Genomic DNA, 15,991 nt, shown 5'->3' with positions numbered 1-15,991 from the left:
CCCACGCGGTCCGGGCTCCACCCGTTTGCGCCCGAAGACCTCAGGCGGGACGGGTGGCGAGGAAGCCGAACAGGTCGGGCACCGGGCCGGAGCCGGCCTCGACCGTACGCACCAGTGTCAGGCCGGCGTCGGTGACCGCGTTGAGCAGGTCGGCCAGCGGGACGTGCCACGCGCCGACGCGCACCCGCACCCCGTGCGGCGCCCAGGCCCGGAAGCTGCGCTCCCGCTCGGCGTAGCCGCCGTCGATCACGATCCGCCGCGGGTCGGAGCGGTCGGCGAACGCGCCGATGAAGCACGGGTGCACCCCGACGTGGACGAACCGCCCGCCCGGCGCGAGCACCCGCGCGACCTCGGCGATCACCGCCGCGTAGTCGGGCACGTCGGTGTGGGCCAGCACGCACGCCACCGCCGGCACCGAGGCGTCGGCGACCGGCAGCGCCGCCGCGTCGGCGCGGGCCACCGGCAGGCGCGCCCGGGCGTGCCGCAACTGCCCGGCGGACAGGTCGACCCCCACCGGGTCCCAGCCCAGCCGGCGCAGCTCCGCCGCCTGGAGCCCGGTGCCGCAGCACAGGTCGAGGCAGCGGCCGGGGCCGGGGCCGAGCAGGTCGCCGAGCCGGGCGCGGACCCGGGTCATGTAGTCGCTGGACGTGTCGGTGGCGAACGCCTCGTACCAGTCGGCGTGCGCGTCGTAGGCGGCAACCGTCATCCCCGCACGGTACGACCGATCGCCCCGGCCCGCCGCCCCGTCGGCGATCCGCTACGGTCAGCCGCATGACCTGGGACGAGCTCGACGCCCGACTGGACGGGGTGCCCGGCACCGTGTCGGCGTACGTGGCGCGGGTCGGCGCCGCCCCCGCCTGGACCCGGCACGCCGACGCGACCCACTACGCGGCCAGCACCATGAAGGCCGCGGTGCTCGTCGCGCTGCACCGCGCCGCCGAGGCCGGCACCCTAGACCTCGACGCACCGGTGCCGGTGCGCAACGAGTTCGACTCGGCGCTGCCCGGCGCGCCCCGGTTCTCCTGCGCCCGGCACTACGACAACGACGAGGCCGTCTGGGAACGCGTCGGCGACGACGTCACACTGCGCTGGCTCGCCCACCGGATGATCGTCCGCTCCAGCAACCTCGCCACCAACCTGGTGATCGACCACGTCGGACTGCCGGCCGTGGCACGGGTGTGGGACCTCACCGGGGCCCGGCACAGCGTCACCGGCCGGGGCATCGAGGACTTCGCGGCCCGCGAGGCGGGCGTCACCAACCTGGTCACCGCCGCCGACCTGGCCGCGCTGCTCGGTGCGCTGGCCGCCGGCGCCGACCGCCCGGGCCCGCTCGCCTCACCGGCCGGCTGCGCCGCCATGCTCGACGTGCTGTTCGCTCAGGAACACCGCGAGGACCTGGCCGCCGGCCTGCCCGAGGGCACCCGCATCGCGCACAAGAACGGCTGGGTGCGCGGCGTGCGGCACGGCGCCGGAGTGGTCTTCCCCGACGACGCGCCGCCGTACGCCGTCGTCGTCTGCACCACCACGGACCTCGCCGACGGCGGCCCCAGCGGCGAGGAGGACGACGACGCCTGCCGGCTGATCGCGCGGGTCTCCGCCGCGGCCTGGGACGCCCGGCGCGACCTGTGACCTGACCGCTCAGTCCAGCAGCTGCGCCCGCAGCGCCACCACCACGTCGTCGGTCACCCCGAGCCCGTCACGCAGGTACGCCCCGAACGACCCGTGCACCCGGCGCACCTCCGCGTACGCGGCGTCCAGGTACTCCTCGCGCACCTCCAACACGGGGCGCACCGCCTCGACGTCCAGCCCCGGCATCCGCCGGCGCATCGCCTCCAGCAGGACCTCCCGCAGGCTCTCGGTCAGCCGGTTGTTCGCCAGGTAGTCCGCCCGGATCGTCGCCTCGTCCACGCCGAGCGCGCTGAGCAGCAGCACCGTCAACCAGCCGGTCCGGTCCTTGCCCGCCGAGCAGTGGTAGACCAGCGGCAGGTTCTCCGCCTGGGCCGCCAGCCGCACCGCCGCGCCGAAGTTCGCCCGCGCCGACTCCCCGCTGACGAACCAGCGGTAGATCGCCGCCATCGCCGCCGGAGTGCCCTGCTCCGCCAAGGCCTCGTACGCGCCCAGGTCGTGCCCGAGCAGCACCGCCGAGACGTACGTGAACACAGGGTGCTCGGCGTCGTGCACCGGCAGGTGCACCACCCGCGGCTGACCGGCCAGCCGGTCCGGCGGGGCGACCGCCGTCTCCGAGTGGTCCCGCAGATCGACCACGCAGGACGGGCCGAGCTTGGCCAGCACCGGCAGGTCCTCGTCGGTCAGCCGACCCAGCGCCGGGGTACGGATCAGCACCCCCGGACGCACCCTGCGGCCGTCGGCGCCGACCAGACCGCCGAGGTCACGGGCGTTCGGCGCCCCCACCAACTCCCAATCCCGCCCGCTCATGCCGGCACTCCGCTGCGCTCCGTGCCGCCATGAGGCACCACCGCCCTGCACTTGATGATTCGATCGCTCATGCCGGCCTCCCCTTCGCCTGCCCGTGTCCGTATAGGGTGCCGCACATGACGATCGCCGCGGTACGCACCCATCGGCTTTCCGCCCCCTTACACACGCCGTTCGTCACCGCGCTGCGCCGTACCACCACCGTGGAAACCCTGGTGGTGGAGGTCGTCGACGCCGACGGCCGGTCCGGCTACGGCGAGGCGCCGCAGGTGTGGCAGGTCACCGGCGCGTCGGTCGCCGGTTCCGAGGCGTGCGTCCGCGAGCTGCTCGGTCCGACGCTCACCGGTCGCGACGCCGACGACCTGGTGGCCCGTTGCACCGAGGTGCAACGGGCGGTCGTCGGCAACGAGGCGGCGAAGGCGGCCGTCGACGTCGCGCTGCACGACCTGGCGGCGCGGCGGCTCGGCGTACCCCTGGTGCGTCTGCTCGGGGGCACCGCCCTGCGGGTGCCCACGGACGTCACGCTCGCCGCGGGCGACGCGGTGGACCTGGCGGCGGCGGCCCGGCAGCGGCGCGCGGAGGGCTTCGACGTGCTCAAGCTGAAGGTGGGCACCGACGCGGCCGGCGACCTGGAGCGGGTCCGCGCGGTGCGCTCCGCCGTCGGCGACGGCGTCCGCATCCGGCTCGACGCCAACCAGGGCTGGACCCCGCGCGAGGCGGTCCGGGTCATCCGTGGCGTCGAGGACGCCGGGCTGAACGTGGAGCTGGTCGAGCAGCCGGTCGCCCGTTGGGACCTGGACGGGCTGGCCTGGGTCAGCGACCGGGTGGACGTGCCGATCCTCGCCGACGAGTCGGTCTTCGGCGTCCGCGACCTGGTCGAGGTGATCCGCCGGCGGGCCGCCGACATGGTCAACGTCAAGCTCGCCAAGTGCGGCGGCCTGCACCCGGCCCGGACCCTGCTCGACCTGGCCGCCACGCACGGCCTCGGCACCGTCGTCGGGTCGATGATGGAGAGCCAGGTCGGTATCGGCGCCGCCGCGAGCCTGGTCGGCGCCTACGGCACGACCGCCGTCGCCGACCTGGACGCCGCCTGGTGGCTGGCCTGGTCGCCGGTGCGCGGCGGCCTGCGGTACGACGGCGCGACCGTCGTCCTGCCGGACGCGCCGGGCCTCGGCATCAGCTCCGTGACTGAAGTAAAGATGCAGACTCGCAGTTGATGCCCGTCGAAAACTTTCATATGGTCGCGGGAACATTCGGCGCGAGCTGGGGGTGGACGTGGAGCTGCAACCGGGCGGGGAGGCCGTGGTCCGGGTCGCGGTCGCGACCCTCTGGAGCTGCCCCGAGGCGGTACGGGCGGTCGACGCCCCCGCCCTGGCCGCGCGTACCGACATCGCGGCCTGGATCTCCGGCATGGACACCGAACAGCAGGTCGGCGACTGCGTACTGAGCCAGCTGCTGCTCGGCGAGCGGGTGCTGGTCACCGAGCTGCGCGACGACGGCTGGGCCCACGTGGTGGCGGTCGAGCAGCCGGCCCCCCGCCTGCACCCGCGCGGCTACCCGGGCTGGCTGCCCACCGAGCAGCTCGCCCCGGCCACCGGCACCGCCGACGCCGACCCGCTCGTCGTCGACGCCACCGTCACCGCGCTACGCGACGCGCCGGGCGGCGCCGAGGTGCTCCCCGGAGTCGTCCTGGGCACCCGGCTGACCCCGGCCGGGCCGGCGGTCGACGGCTGGCAACCGGTGCACGCGCCAGGCCACGCCGCGCCGCTCTGGCTGCCCGGTGGCGACGCGGTGCCGGCGCCCACCACGCCCCCGTCGGCCGGGGAGGTGCTGGCCGTCGCCCAGCGGCTGCTCGACGTCGTCTACATCTGGGGCGGGGTGTCGGCGTACGGCATCGACTGCTCCGGCCTGGTCCACCTGGCCTGGCGGCGGCTCGGCGTGCTGCTGCCGCGCGACGCCAGCGACCAGGCCACGGCGACCAGGCCGGTGCCGCTGGGCGCGGAACGCCCCGGTGACCTCTACTTCTTCGCCCGGCCGGGACGCCGCATCCACCACATCGGCATCGTCACCGCCGACCCGCGCCCCGGTGACGACCGGCGGATGCTGCACGCCTGCTATCTGCGGCGCCGGGTGCTGGAGGAGCGGCTGCCCGACGAGCGCACCGCCACCCTGGTCGGCGTCCACCGGGTCTGACCCGGGCCCGTCCGACGACCACCCAGTACGACACGAAGCGGGGCGCCCCCGGGAGGGCGCCCCGCTTCGTCGTCCGCGTACGCCTCAGGGGCGGGCGTCGACCAGCACCCGCCGTCGGTCGCGGGAGGACTTGATCAGGCTGGCCACGGTGGCCACCACGAGAGTGCCGAGGATGATCGTCAGGGACAGCCAGATCGGGATGTGCGGGGCCCAGGAGACGTGCTCGCCGCCATTGATGAACGGCAGCTTGTTGTCGGCGAGGGCCTCCAGCACCAGCTTGACGCCGATGAAGCCGAGCACCACGGCCAGGCCGTAGCTGAGGTAGATCAGGCGGCTGAGCAGACCGCCGAGCAGGAAGTAGAGCTGCCGCAGACCCATCAGCGCGAAGACGTTGGCGGTGAAGACCAGGTACGGCTCCTGCGTGATGCCGAAGATCGCCGGAATGGAGTCGAGCGCGAAGATCAGATCCGTGGTGCCGATGGCGATCATGACGATCAGCATCGGGGTGAAGATCCGCTTGCCCTTCACCGTGTGGGTGGTCATCCTGGCGCCGTCGTAGTCCCGGGAGATCGGCAGTGCCTTGCGGCTCCACCGGATCAACACGTTCTCGGAGAACTCGTCCTCGTCGGGCTCCCCCTGCCGGGCGAGGTTGATCGCGGTGTAGATCAGGAACGCGCCGAAGATGTAGAACACGAAGGAGAACTGCGAGATGAGCGCCGCGCCGGCCGCGATGAAGCCGCCGCGCATGACCAGCGCCAGCACGATGCCGATGAGCAGCACCTTCTGCTGGTACTGCCGGGGCACCCCGAACCGGGCCATGATGATCACGAAGACGAACAGGTTGTCGACCGAGAGGCTGTACTCGGTCAGCCAGCCGGTGTAGAACTGCCCGGCCGCGCTGGGCCCCGAGGTCAGCCAGAGGCCGGCGCCGAAGACCAGGGCCAGGGCGACGTAGAAGCCGACCCAGAGGCTCGACTCCCGCACGCTGGGCTCGTGCGGTCGCCGACCGATGATCAGCAGATCCACGAGCAGGATCCCGGTGAGGGCGATGAGCGTCCCCGCCCAGACCAGTCCGGACACGTCCAAGGTTCATTCCTCCGGCAGACAGGCAGCGACGGGCACACCGTACGCCCACGGTGGGCGCGGTGTGCCGGCGACGCTGACACTGGTGACTGTCGGAGGTCTCTTCCGTCGCCACCTGCAGGGCGGCGACCGACGGGGCCGGGTCGGGCGTCCAGATCGGCGCTCGACCGTGCTGACGACCCCGTCGCGGGGGAATACTCCCCTCCTCGCCCGCCATTGTCGCCCATCGTGGCGAGCGGCCGCAGCCCGGGCGGCCGGTGTCCTTCCCCACTCGCGAGCATCTATCGGAAGGCGCGTGACGGGGTACGCCGCCTGTCCGCGTCCTAGGAGGCTAGGTGCCCGGATGGGAGGCATGCGCCTCCCCTTTTCCGCGCGCCCGCCCTAGGTCCGCCCGGGCCTCGGGAACAGACCCCCGCGACGCGCGGCCCGGACGGCGGCGTGAAAGGCTGCCGGCATGGTGCTTGAGGTCGCGCTCATCGACGTACTACCGGGCCACGAGGACGATTTCGCCGCCGCGTACGCCGAGGGGCATCCGGTGCTCGCGGGCACGCCCGGCTGCCGGTCGGTGCGGATGACCCGGGGCGTCGAGTCCCCGAGCCGCTTCGTGCTGCTGGTCGAGTGGGACTCGGTCGAGGCGCACAACGACAACTTCCGCGGCACCGAGCGCTTCGCGCGGTGGCGGGCGCTCATCGGTCCGCACTTCGCCAACCCGCCGCTGGTCGAGCACTTCGTGGACGTGCCGGCCTGAATTGTCGTACCCCTGCCCTAGGGTGCGCCGTGCACGCGTCGGCCGCCGGTCCCGGCGGGCTCGGGGGCGCCGGGCCCGGTTGCCGCGCGGCGATAACCGCTGGCCCCCGGGCACCAGGCCACGGTTGACTGGCCTCCATGACGCAACGGGTGGCCCTCGTGACGGGCGTGAGTCGGCGCATCGGCATCGGCGCGGCGGTCGCCCGCACGCTCGCCGCGGACGGCTGGCGGCTGCTGCTCACCGGCCTGCCGGAGTTCGACGACGCCCAGCCCTACGGCGGTGATCCCGAGGGCGTGCCGGCCCTGCTGGGCGAATTGGGCGACGCCGCACACGTCCGCGCCGACCTGCTCGACCCGGCGGCGCCCGCCGACCTGGTCGGCGAGGCGCTGCGCCGGCACGGCCGGCTCGACGCGGTGGTCGCCGTGCACGCATACTGCACCGACACCCCGTTCGGCGCGCTGGACGCGGCCGAGATCGACCGGCACCTGCTGGTCAACGTGCGGGCCACGCTGCTGCTCGCCGAGGCGTTCGCCGAGGCCTTCACCGCCGGCGAGGGCGGCCGGTTGGTGCTCTTCTCCAGCGGCCAGCGCCTCGGCCCGATGCCGCAGACCCTCGCCTATGCGGTCAGCAAGGCGGCGGTGGAGAACGCGACCTTCCAGCTCTCGCCGCTGCTGATGCCTCGCGGCATCACCGTCAACTGCGTCCATCCCGGCCCGACGGACACCGGGTACGCCTCCGCCGAGGCGTACGCCGAGGTCGCGAAGCTCTTCCCGGGCGGGCGCTGGGGCACCCCGCAGGACGCCGCCCGGCTGGTGCGGTTCCTCTGCTCGTCCGACGCCGACTGGATCACCGGCCAGGTGATCGACTCGGAGGGCGGCTTCCGCCGCCACGTGTGAGCGGGCTCAGTCGACGGCGAGGCGGTTCAGGGCCGCGACCGTCTCCTCCGGGCCGAGGGCCGCCTCCAACAGCCAGCCCGTGAGCCGCTCGTAGCGGTCGACGTCGACCGCCGTCGCCAGGCGTACGTCGGTGGTCAGCGCCTCCAGCATCACCGTGCGCGGGTCGGCCGGGTCGGGGAACGAGTAGCAGGAGTAGGGCGTGAGCGGCTGCGCCCCGCCCCGCGCGGCGACGCCCCGGGGCAGCAGCCGGATCGTCACGTGCGGCAGGCCGGCCAGGTCGACCAGGTGCCGCAGCTGCTCCCGCCACACCTGCGGTGGGGTGTCACCGGCGTCGCAGGCCGCCTCGGCGAGCAGCGCCGTGTAGCGGGGCGGGTCGGCCCGCCGCAGCACCTCGTGCCGCAGCGCCCGGGCGCGCACGTCGGCGTCCACGTCGAGGGCCGGGTCGAGCAGCCGGCCGACGGCGATCCGCAGCCGCGCGTACGCCGGGGTCTGGAGCAGCCCCGGCACGACGGCGGGCTGCCAGTCCACGATGCTCGCTGCGCCCGCCTCCAGCTCGGCGTAGGTGCGCTGCCGCTCCCCCATCTCCCCCAGCGCCTTCCACCAGCCCCGACTGGTGGCGGCGTCGCGGGCGATGACGATGAGCGCGTCGCGCTGCGGCGGCGGCACCTCGTAGACGTCGAGCAGGTCGAGCACGTCGGCCAGGTCGGGCCGGCTCTGCCCCAGCTCGATGCGGGACAGCTTCGAGGTGGAGGCCCACCCCAGCCGGTCGCAGACCTGCTCCAGGGTCAGCGCCTCCCGCCGCCGCAGCTGACGCAGCTCGGCGCCCAGCCGGGCGCGACGAATGACCGGACTCGTTGGCAACGGCATCCCCTGCCTCCCCACCGAGGGAGAGTACGCAAGGACGATCACTGAGCGCAATAGCTCGCTCGCGTACCGCAACTGGGACCGCTCGCCCTGCCGCACCACAGGGGTCCGCGTCGCGGCGGTCAGGGCCGGTACGTGCCGAACGACCAGACGTTCCCCGCCAGGTCACGGGCGGCGTAGTCGCGGGAGCCGTAGTCGGTGTCGAAGGGCTCGCGGACGATCTCGGCACCGGCCGCCCGGGCGCGGGCGTGGTGCGCGTCGAGATCATCCACCGCCACGTACACCGACCACTCCTCGTCGCCCGGGCGGGGCGCGGAGTCGGGCCGCTCACCCACCATGATCATCCCAGTGTCGAGGATGAGCTCGGCGTGCGCCACGGAACCGTCGGGCGAGTCATGGACGGCGTGCACGGTGAAGCCGAACGCCGCGCAGAGCCAGTCGATGGCGGGGCGCGCGTCCCGGTAACGGAAGATCGGGTAGATGGTTCGCATGCCCCGATTCTGCCGCCGAGCCGGTCAGCCGGGATTGGACGAATGTGACCTCGCGAGCAGCGCGGCCGGGGTGTCGCCGGCAAACTCGCGGAAGTCGCGGATCAGGTGGGACTGGTCGTAGTAGCCGCAGCGCACGGCCAGATCCGCCCAGCCGCCGGCCAGCCCCGGGTGCTCCGCCCCGACGAGTGCCTCCGGCACGCCCGGCCCCGCGCCCAAGGCCGCGTACGCGCGGTGGAAGCGCAACAGCCGGGCAACGGTCTTCGGCGACAGGCCGACCTCCTGGCGGAACCGCACGGCGAAGTGACGGCGACTCCAGCCCAGTTCGTCGGCGAGCGGCCCCACGCCGATCCGCCCGCCGTTGTCGGCCAGCCGCTGCCAGGCCCGGCCCAGCCGCGCGTCGACCGGCCCGGCCGTCGCCAGCCGGGCGGCCAGCGCGGCGTCGAGCAGGGCAAAACGGGCCGACCAGCTCTCGGCGGCAGCGAGGCGGCACCGCAACCGGTCCAACCACCCTCCCGGCAGGTGCTCGACCGCCACCGCCCGGTTGGCCAGTTCCCCGAGGGGCAGCCCGAGGATCCGCCGGGCTGCCAGCGGGGCCAGCAACAGCTCGACGCCCTCGCCCACGCCGAAGGTGCGGGTCGCGCAGTACGCGTCGAAGGTGCCGGCGACGAACGAGTCGACCCGGTAGGCGCTGCGCTCGGCGCTGCGCGGGTCGACGACGTCGAGCGGGGCGCCCCAGCCGAGGATGACCACCACGAACGCCCCGGCCACCTCCCGGCGGACGAGGGGCTGCGCGGCCCACTCCCGGTAGCCGACGTAGCGCTCCACGAAGGGGCGCAGCCGGACCTCGGGGACGCCGACGACCAGTTCGCCGGCCACCCCGTCCATCACCGGCCCCCCGTCGTCACCGCGGGACCGTGCGCCGGCCGCTGCGGTTTCGGGCGGAGCGCCGGCGCCGACCGGTCACTTCACCCCGGCCGCGTCCATGCCGCGCAGCTCCTTCTTCAGGTCGGCGACCTCGTCGCGGATCCGCGCGGCCAGCTCGAACTGGAGCTCCCGGGCGGCGGCCAGCATCTGGTCGTTGAGTTCCTGGATGAGCTGGGCCAGCTCGGCCCGGGCCATGCCCTCCCGCGCGGGCCCGGCGCCGCCGGCCCGGCTGCGGCTGCGGGTCTCCTTGACCGGCGCCTTGCCCCGGGAGAGCTGCCGTACGGCACCGCCGACGCGGCTGTTCTCGGTGTCCTCCGCCTCGCGGTAGATGTCGTCGAGGATGTCGTGGATCTTCTTGCGCAGCGGCTCGGGACTGATGCCGTGGGCCTCGTTGTGCGCGATCTGCTTGTCGCGCCGCCGGTTGGTCTCCCCGATCGCCTCGGCCATCGACGGGGTGATCCTGTCGGCGTACATGTGGACCTGGCCGGAGACGTTGCGGGCCGCCCGGCCGATGGTCTGGATCAGCGACCGGCCGCTGCGCAGGAAGCCCTCCTTGTCGGCGTCGAGGATCGCCACCAGCGACACCTCCGGCAGGTCGAGACCCTCCCGGAGCAGGTTGATGCCCACCAGCACGTCGTAGTCGCCCTTGCGCAGCTCGCGCAGCAGCTCCACCCGGCGCAGCGTGTCGACCTCGGAGTGCAGGTAGCGCACCCGGATGCCGTTCTCCAGGAGGTAGTCGGACAGGTCCTCGGCCATCTTCTTGGTCAGCGTGGTGACCAGCACCCGCTCGTCGCGCTCGGTACGCAGCTTGATCTCGTGCATCAGGTCGTCGATCTGGCCCTTGGTAGGCTTGACGACGACCTCCGGGTCGATCAGGCCGGTCGGTCGGATCACCTGCTCGACGAACTCGCCCTGGGCCTGCTCCAGCTCCCACGGGCCGGGCGTGGCGGAGAGGAAGACCATCTGGCCCACCCGCTCCAGGAACTCGTCGAAGCGCAGCGGCCGGTTGTCGGCGGCACTGGGCAGCCGGAAGCCGTGGTCGATCAGCATCCGCTTGCGGGACGCGTCGCCCTCGTACATGCCGCCGATCTGCGGGATGGTCACGTGCGACTCGTCGACGACCGTGAGGAAGTCGTCGGGGAAGTAGTCGAGCAGACAGTGCGGCGGGCTGCCGGGCAGCCGGCCGTCCATGTGCATCGAGTAGTTCTCGATGCCGGAGCAGAACCCGACCTGGCGCATCATCTCGATGTCGTAGGTGGTGCGCATCCGCAGCCGCTGCGCCTCCAGCAGCTTGCCCTGCCGCTCCAGCTCGGCCAGCCGCTCGGCCAACTCGGCCTCGATGTCGCGGATCGCCCGCTCCATCCGCTCCGGCCCGGCCGCGTAGTGGGTGGCCGGGAAGATGACCAGCCCGTCGACCGCCTTGACCACGTCGCCGGTGAGCGGGTTGAGGTAGTAGAGCTTCTCCACCTCGTCGCCGAAGAGCTCGATCCGCACGGCCAGCTCCTCGTAGGCCGGGATGATCTCCAGCGTGTCGCCGCGGACCCGGAAGGTGCCCCGGTTGAAGGCCATGTCGTTGCGCGTGTACTGGATGTCGACCAACCGGCGCAGCAGCTGGTCACGGTCCAGCTCCTGCCCGACCGCGACCCGCACCGCCCGGTCGAGGTATTCCTCCGGGGTGCCCAGCCCGTAGATCGCCGAGACGGTGGCCACCACGATCACGTCGCGGCGGGTGAGCAGCGACATGGTCGCCGAGTGCCGCAGCCGCTCGACCTCCTCGTTGATCGAGGAGTCCTTCTCGATGTAGGTGTCGGTCTGCGGGATGTAGGCCTCGGGCTGGTAGTAGTCGTAGTAGGAGACGAAGTATTCGACGGCGTTGTGCGGCAGCAGCTCGCTGAACTCCTTGGCCAGCTGCGCGCAGAGGGTCTTGTTGGGCGCCAGCACCAGCGTCGGCCGTTGCACCCGCTCGATCAGCCACGCGGTGGTGGCGCTCTTGCCGGTGCCCGTCGCGCCGAGCAGCACGGTGTTGCGGTCGCCGCGCCGGACCCGGCGCTCCAGCTCGTCGATGGCCGCCGGTTGGTCGCCGGCCGGCTGGAACTCGCTGATGACCTGGAAACGGCCGTCGAGCCGGGGAATGTCGAGCGCCATGACCCCAACGGTACGCCGGGGGTCCGACACCGCGACGCCACTACGCCCGGTCCGTGATCGGCTTCAATATTCACATTGTGTGGCGCATCTCACCGGACTACGCTCTCCGTGTAGGCCGCTCGCGGCGGCCGACCGGGCAGGTGGCCAGGCCGTCAGGGCCGGCCCGCCCCCGGCACAGGGGTCGCAGCACCCGGCATGCCCGGCGTGCGCACCCGACGTGGTCGCGCGTGAGGCGCTGACCGGCCGCCGCGAGCGCCCCTGCTCGTCACCCCACCGGGGCGAATCGCGTTCAACCTCCCATGGAGACCTCCGCCGACCGGACCGCCCGTCCCGGCCCGACGCACCCGCCACCGGCCACCCCGCCGCACGACGACGCCCACACCGGCGGCGTCCCACGGGTGGTGACCGGCCGTCGGCGTACCGTCCTGCTGGTGCTCGCGGCCGTGGCCGTGCTCTCCGCCGCCGCGCTGGTGGTGGGGCTGCTGACCTGGGCACCCGAGCGGGCGGAACAGCCGCGGGCGCTGACCGCCGACGAACGCGAGCGGCTGGCCGCGATGCGGGTCACCAACTACCGGGACCTGCGGGCCGGGGTGCGCGTGACGGCGGGCGCCGGCGGGGCGCGTACCGAACTCGTCGGCTGGGTCGACTGGTCGCGGCCGATGGTCTACCTCGACGTCGGCGGGCCCGGCGCGGGCGCCGAGCGCGGGCTGCTCCAGGCCACCCCGACGGTGGCCCTGCTGCGGCCCGACCCGACGGCGGTGCCGACCCCCGCGCCGCCCCCGCTTGTGCCGCCGACGGAGCGCTGGCGGCTGCACGACCCGTCCGCCGGGCGGTGGCTGGCCGCCGTGCTCGACCTGGTCTTCCGCCTCGCCACCGACCGCCCGGACCCGCCGGCCGACGCGGCGCGCCGCGTCGGTGGCGCCAGCGTCGGGGCGGCGCCGGTCGACATCCTCCAGGCGCCGCCGCCCGGTCCCGGCGCGTCGGCCCCGCCCCCGTCGCCGGACGGGCACCCGCGCTACTGGCTCGACCACGACGCCCGGCTGCACCGGCTGGAGACCGTGCTGGCCGGCGCCGGACCGGTGACCGTGCAGCTCAACCGGGCGGACCGGCCGACGCTGCGGCCCGTCGACGCCCTCGGCGGGCGGCCGGGGCAGCCCCGGGCGCTGAGCACCGCCGAACGGGGCCGGCTCGACCGGTTGCCCGCCCGGCTGCGGGCCCGCGGGGGCGCCGCCGTGACCCTGACCGCGCCCGTCGCCACCGTCACCAACCTGCGCGGTGCCGGCTGGGTGAGCTGGGGCACGCGGACCGCGTACGTGGCCGTCGCCGACCTCGGCGTGCCGGATCGCCGGACGCTGCTGCGCGTGGACGGCACCGGCGCCAGCCGCGCGGACGTGCCGGCCACGACCGTCCCGGGCGGCGTGGAGTCGCCCGGCCGGCCGCCGCTGCCGCCGCCCGCCGAGGGGTGGCGCGCCGACCCGCGCCGCGCGGGCGAGCTGGGGCTGCTGCTCGACGCGGCCCTGCGGGCCGCCGGGCCTGGCGGACGGGAGGCCCCCCGTCGGATCCGCGGCGACACCGTCGCCGGGAGGACCGTCGACGTGGTCGAGCTGCGAACGGCGCGGGGGCCGCTGCGCTACTGGATCGACCGTTCCGGCGAGCTACGCCGCCTGGAGCGGCGTACCCGCGTCGGCGCGTGGGCCCAGCTCGACCTGACGCCCGACCCGGTGCCCCGGCTCGTGCCGGCGCCCCGGCCCCCGGTCGGGGGCCGCTGACCGGTCAGGGACGCCAGCCCGTCTGCGCCGCCCACTGCTCGGCGCGCAGGTGCTCCTCGTCGAACCACGGGTCCTTCGCGGTGGTCCAGGTGGCGCTGTCGGGGGCGGAGGCCGCCAGCTCCCGCTTCAGCGTCAGGTAGGCCGACCGCTGGTCCGGGTCGGCACGCAGGTGGTCGCGCATCAGCAGCGCGTACCGCCAGCCGGGCGAGTCCACCGGGCGGACGTGCAGGTGCACGGGGCGGCCGGGGTCGGCGCTGGCGTGCAGCCGCTTCTCCCAGCGGGCGCTGCCGGGCGGGCGGGGGTTGTCCCACCAGTCGCCGGGCAGGCGCGGGAAACCCGCCGCCGCGAGTCGTTCGGCCAGCGGCCCGTCCGCGTCGGCGAGGGTCGGGACGGTGAGCTGGATGTCGATCACGTCCTTGGCGGCGAGTCCCGGGACCGCGGTCGAGCCGATGTGGTCGATGCGCGGGTCGGCGGGGGCGACCGCGTGCCGGATCCGGGCGGCCAGCCGCGCGTACTGCTGCGGCCAGGTCGGGTCGGCCTCCGTCAGGACGACGTGCTCCGAGGTGGCCGCCCGCCGCTCGCGCAGGTTCGCCTCGTAGGGCCGCAGCCGCTCGTGCCACAGCGCGTCGACCGCCGCGTGCAGGTCGGCGAGGCTGCCGTCGTTGGTCAGCAGCACGTCCGCCGCGGCCCGGCGCCGCGCGTCGTCGGCCTGCGCGGCGATCCGCCGCTCGGCCTCCGCCCGGTCCATCCCCCGGTCGCGGGCCAGCCGCGCGAGTCGGGTGGCCACCTCCGTCTGCACCACGACCACCAGGTGGTACGAGGGGGCGAGCCCCACCTCCACCAGCAGCGGCACGTCGTTGACCACGATCGCGTCGGGCCCCGCCGCGGCGGCCAGCTCGGCGGAGCGGGCCCGTACGCGGGGATGGGTGATCGCCTCCAGGCGGCGGCGCGCCGTCTCGTCGGCGAACACCAGCGCGCCCAGCGCCGCCCGGTCGAGGGCGCCGTCGGCGTCGAGGACCCGGTCGGAGAAGGCCGCGACGATCTCGGCCAGCCCTTCCGTGCCCGGCGCGACCACCTCCCGGGCCAGGCGGTCGGAGTCGATCACCACCGCGCCGCGTTCCGCCAGGCGCCTCGCCACGGCGCTCTTGCCCGACCCGATGCCTCCGGTCAGTCCCACCTTCAACACGGGCACCAGTCAACCGGATCACCCCGGTGCCGTGGGCACCGGGGCACCCTATTCCAGTATTAGGATAGGAGCGTGGAGCTGACCCCCGCCGAGCTGACCGTGCTGGGCCTGATCGTCGAGCGCGCACGGCACGGCTACGACCTGGAGCAGGTCATCGCGCAACGCGGCATCCGGCAGTGGACCGACGTCGGGTTCTCCTCGATCTACTACCTGCTCGGCAAGCTGGAGAAGCGCGGCCTGGTCCACGCTCCCGAGGCTCCCGCCACCGCGAAGTCCCGCCGCGTCTTCCACGCCACCGCCGAGGGCCGACAGGTCGCGGCGCGCACCGCGCTGGCCCTCGTCGCGCAGCCGCAGCCGGTCCGGCATCCGCTGCTCGCCGGCCTCGCCAACCTGCCCCTGCTCTCCGACCGGGAGTACGCGGTGGCGCTGCGTACCCGGCTGGCGGGGGTCGAGGCCCGCATCGGGGCGATCCGGGCGGCGCAGCAGGCGCAGGCCCCCCTCCCGCGACCGGCGCACGAGGTGTTCTCGTACTCACTGAGCCTCCTGGAGGCGGAAAGGCAGTGGCTCGCCGCCCGAGCCCAGGTGCCCGATGACGGACAAGACTGACTTCAAGAAGTCCCTCGACACGTACCGGGCCGAACGGGGCCGGTTCCGGGTCGTGGACGTGCCCGACACGCGGTACCTGATGATCGACGGCCACGGCGACCCGAACACCTCGCCGGCGTTCACCGACGCCGTCGAGGCCCTCTACCCCGTGGCCTACAAGCTGAAGTTCACCGGCGGACGCGACCTCGGACGCGACTACGTCGTACCGCCCCTGGAGGGCCTGTGGTGGGCCGAGGAGATGGCGTCCTTCACCACCGCCCGCGACAAGTCACGATGGAGCTGGACGTTGATGATCATGACGCCGGACTGGATCGGCCGGGACCTGTTCACCGCCGCCGTGGCGCAGGCCGGGGCCCGCAACCGCCCGTCGCGTCTCGACGACGTCCGGCTGGAGACGCTGTCCGAGGGTCGGTGCGTGCAGACGCTGCACGTCGGTTCGTTCGACGACGAGGCCGAGGTGCTGGCGCGCCTGCACGACGAGTTCGTCCCGGGCAACGGGCTGCGGATGGTCGGCCGGCACCACGAGATCTACCTCAGCGACTTCCGCAGGGTCGCCCCCGAGAGGCGACGCACCATCCTGAGACAGCCGGTCGCCGACGCCGCGCCGCCGGGTGCGTAGGAACGACGGAGGCCCCGCCCCCGGCGATCTCGCG

General features: G+C 74.1%; 16 protein-coding genes. 8 read left to right on the top strand and 8 right to left on the bottom strand.

Annotated features, from left to right (window positions below):
• Nucleotides 1-40: 40 nt before the first annotated feature.
• Nucleotides 41-706: a class I SAM-dependent methyltransferase gene (locus GA0070610_RS07425; RefSeq protein ID WP_088999337.1), complete on the bottom strand. Its 666-nt coding sequence runs from the start codon at nucleotides 704-706 to the stop codon at nucleotides 41-43.
• Between the two features lie 65 nt (nucleotides 707-771).
• Between GA0070610_RS07425 and GA0070610_RS07420 the strand changes: the two genes are divergently transcribed.
• Nucleotides 772-1,629: a serine hydrolase gene (locus tag GA0070610_RS07420; protein ID WP_088999336.1), complete on the top strand. Its 858-nt coding sequence runs from the start codon at nucleotides 772-774 to the stop codon at nucleotides 1,627-1,629.
• Between the two features lie 9 nt (nucleotides 1,630-1,638).
• Here the strand turns inward: GA0070610_RS07420 and GA0070610_RS07415 are convergent, their stop codons facing one another.
• Complete coding sequence (locus tag GA0070610_RS07415; protein WP_088999335.1) at nucleotides 1,639-2,436, bottom strand: tyrosine-protein phosphatase; 798 nt, start codon at nucleotides 2,434-2,436, stop codon at nucleotides 1,639-1,641.
• Between the two features lie 116 nt (nucleotides 2,437-2,552).
• Between GA0070610_RS07415 and GA0070610_RS07410 the strand changes: the two genes are divergently transcribed.
• Nucleotides 2,553-3,650 (top strand): mandelate racemase/muconate lactonizing enzyme family protein, encoded by a 1,098-nt coding sequence (locus GA0070610_RS07410; RefSeq protein WP_088999334.1) that lies wholly within the window; start codon nucleotides 2,553-2,555, stop codon nucleotides 3,648-3,650.
• Nucleotides 3,651-3,708: 58 nt separating this feature from the next.
• A complete protein-coding gene (locus tag GA0070610_RS07405; RefSeq protein ID WP_089003339.1) occupies nucleotides 3,709-4,626 on the top strand; it encodes a C40 family peptidase in 918 nt (305 codons plus the stop codon).
• Nucleotides 4,627-4,710: 84 nt separating this feature from the next.
• Here the strand turns inward: GA0070610_RS07405 and GA0070610_RS07400 are convergent, their stop codons facing one another.
• A complete protein-coding gene (locus GA0070610_RS07400; protein ID WP_088999333.1) occupies nucleotides 4,711-5,712 on the bottom strand; it encodes a TerC family protein in 1,002 nt (333 codons plus the stop codon).
• A 451-nt stretch (nucleotides 5,713-6,163) separates the two neighbouring features.
• On the opposite strand from GA0070610_RS07400, the gene GA0070610_RS07395 reads away from it, so the two are divergent.
• The gene (locus tag GA0070610_RS07395; protein ID WP_088999332.1) at nucleotides 6,164-6,457 is read left to right on the top strand and encodes an antibiotic biosynthesis monooxygenase family protein; all 294 of its coding nucleotides are present in this window, start codon (nucleotides 6,164-6,166) and stop codon (nucleotides 6,455-6,457) included.
• A gap of 137 nt (nucleotides 6,458-6,594) precedes the next feature.
• Nucleotides 6,595-7,353, top strand: a complete 759-nt coding sequence (locus GA0070610_RS07390; protein WP_088999331.1) for an SDR family oxidoreductase — start codon at nucleotides 6,595-6,597, stop codon at nucleotides 7,351-7,353.
• Between the two features lie 6 nt (nucleotides 7,354-7,359).
• On the opposite strand, the gene GA0070610_RS07385 is transcribed toward GA0070610_RS07390, so the two are convergent.
• The 4 genes from GA0070610_RS07385 to uvrB all read right to left on the bottom strand — a co-directional run bounded on the left by GA0070610_RS07385 (nucleotide 7,360) and on the right by uvrB (nucleotide 11,777).
• Nucleotides 7,360-8,220 carry a helix-turn-helix domain-containing protein gene (locus tag GA0070610_RS07385; protein WP_088999330.1) on the bottom strand — a complete coding sequence of 287 codons (861 nt, stop codon included), beginning with the start codon at nucleotides 8,218-8,220 and terminating at the stop codon, nucleotides 7,360-7,362.
• Between the two features lie 119 nt (nucleotides 8,221-8,339).
• Nucleotides 8,340-8,708, bottom strand: a complete 369-nt coding sequence (locus GA0070610_RS07380; protein WP_088999329.1) for a VOC family protein — start codon at nucleotides 8,706-8,708, stop codon at nucleotides 8,340-8,342.
• 24 nt (nucleotides 8,709-8,732) lie between these two features.
• Nucleotides 8,733-9,593, bottom strand: a complete 861-nt coding sequence (locus GA0070610_RS07375; RefSeq protein ID WP_231925943.1) for an AraC family transcriptional regulator — start codon at nucleotides 9,591-9,593, stop codon at nucleotides 8,733-8,735.
• A 75-nt stretch (nucleotides 9,594-9,668) separates the two neighbouring features.
• Nucleotides 9,669-11,777, bottom strand: a complete 2,109-nt coding sequence (gene uvrB, locus GA0070610_RS07370) for an excinuclease ABC subunit UvrB (RefSeq protein ID WP_088999328.1) — start codon at nucleotides 11,775-11,777, stop codon at nucleotides 9,669-9,671.
• Nucleotides 11,778-12,076: 299 nt separating this feature from the next.
• Between uvrB and GA0070610_RS07365 the strand changes: the two genes are divergently transcribed.
• Nucleotides 12,077-13,546 carry a hypothetical protein gene (locus GA0070610_RS07365; protein WP_172896438.1) on the top strand — a complete coding sequence of 490 codons (1,470 nt, stop codon included), beginning with the start codon at nucleotides 12,077-12,079 and terminating at the stop codon, nucleotides 13,544-13,546.
• Between the two features lie 4 nt (nucleotides 13,547-13,550).
• On the opposite strand, the gene coaE is transcribed toward GA0070610_RS07365, so the two are convergent.
• Nucleotides 13,551-14,732, bottom strand: coding sequence for a dephospho-CoA kinase (gene coaE, locus GA0070610_RS07360; RefSeq protein WP_088999327.1), 1,182 nt, complete (start codon nucleotides 14,730-14,732; stop codon nucleotides 13,551-13,553).
• 72 nt (nucleotides 14,733-14,804) lie between these two features.
• Here coaE and GA0070610_RS07355 point away from each other — a divergent pair, with 72 nt between their 5' ends.
• Nucleotides 14,805-15,338, top strand: a complete 534-nt coding sequence (locus GA0070610_RS07355) for a PadR family transcriptional regulator (RefSeq protein WP_088999326.1) — start codon at nucleotides 14,805-14,807, stop codon at nucleotides 15,336-15,338.
• A complete protein-coding gene (locus GA0070610_RS07350) occupies nucleotides 15,322-15,957 on the top strand; it encodes a GyrI-like domain-containing protein (protein WP_088999325.1) in 636 nt (211 codons plus the stop codon). Before GA0070610_RS07355 ends, GA0070610_RS07350 begins: the two co-directional genes overlap by 17 nt.
• Nucleotides 15,958-15,991: the final 34 nt, after the last annotated feature.

Origin of the sequence: Micromonospora echinofusca (assembly GCF_900091445.1) — a bacterium.
Taxonomy (GTDB): domain Bacteria; phylum Actinomycetota; class Actinomycetes; order Mycobacteriales; family Micromonosporaceae; genus Micromonospora; species Micromonospora echinofusca.
Note: the sequence above shows the minus strand (reverse complement) of the source record. Positions and strands in the feature narration are given on the sequence as shown.

Bases quoted from the DNA above. Each gene is read 5' to 3' on its own strand.
- GA0070610_RS07425 (WP_088999337.1), bottom strand. From the start codon at position 706: ATGACGGTTGCCGCCTACGACGCGCACGCCGACTGGTACGAGGCGTTC.
- GA0070610_RS07420 (WP_088999336.1), top strand. From the start codon at position 772: ATGACCTGGGACGAGCTCGACGCCCGACTGGACGGGGTGCCCGGCACC.
- GA0070610_RS07415 (WP_088999335.1), bottom strand. From the start codon at position 2,436: ATGAGCGGGCGGGATTGGGAGTTGGTGGGGGCGCCGAACGCCCGTGAC.
- GA0070610_RS07410 (WP_088999334.1), top strand. From the start codon at position 2,553: ATGACGATCGCCGCGGTACGCACCCATCGGCTTTCCGCCCCCTTACAC.
- GA0070610_RS07395 (WP_088999332.1), top strand. From the start codon at position 6,164: ATGGTGCTTGAGGTCGCGCTCATCGACGTACTACCGGGCCACGAGGAC.
- GA0070610_RS07390 (WP_088999331.1), top strand. From the start codon at position 6,595: ATGACGCAACGGGTGGCCCTCGTGACGGGCGTGAGTCGGCGCATCGGC.
- GA0070610_RS07385 (WP_088999330.1), bottom strand. From the start codon at position 8,220: ATGCCGTTGCCAACGAGTCCGGTCATTCGTCGCGCCCGGCTGGGCGCC.
- GA0070610_RS07380 (WP_088999329.1), bottom strand. From the start codon at position 8,708: ATGCGAACCATCTACCCGATCTTCCGTTACCGGGACGCGCGCCCCGCC.
- GA0070610_RS07375 (WP_231925943.1), bottom strand. From the start codon at position 9,593: ATGGACGGGGTGGCCGGCGAACTGGTCGTCGGCGTCCCCGAGGTCCGG.
- uvrB (WP_088999328.1), bottom strand. From the start codon at position 11,777: ATGGCGCTCGACATTCCCCGGCTCGACGGCCGTTTCCAGGTCATCAGC.
- GA0070610_RS07365 (WP_172896438.1), top strand. From the start codon at position 12,077: ATGGAGACCTCCGCCGACCGGACCGCCCGTCCCGGCCCGACGCACCCG.
- GA0070610_RS07350 (WP_088999325.1), top strand. From the start codon at position 15,322: ATGACGGACAAGACTGACTTCAAGAAGTCCCTCGACACGTACCGGGCC.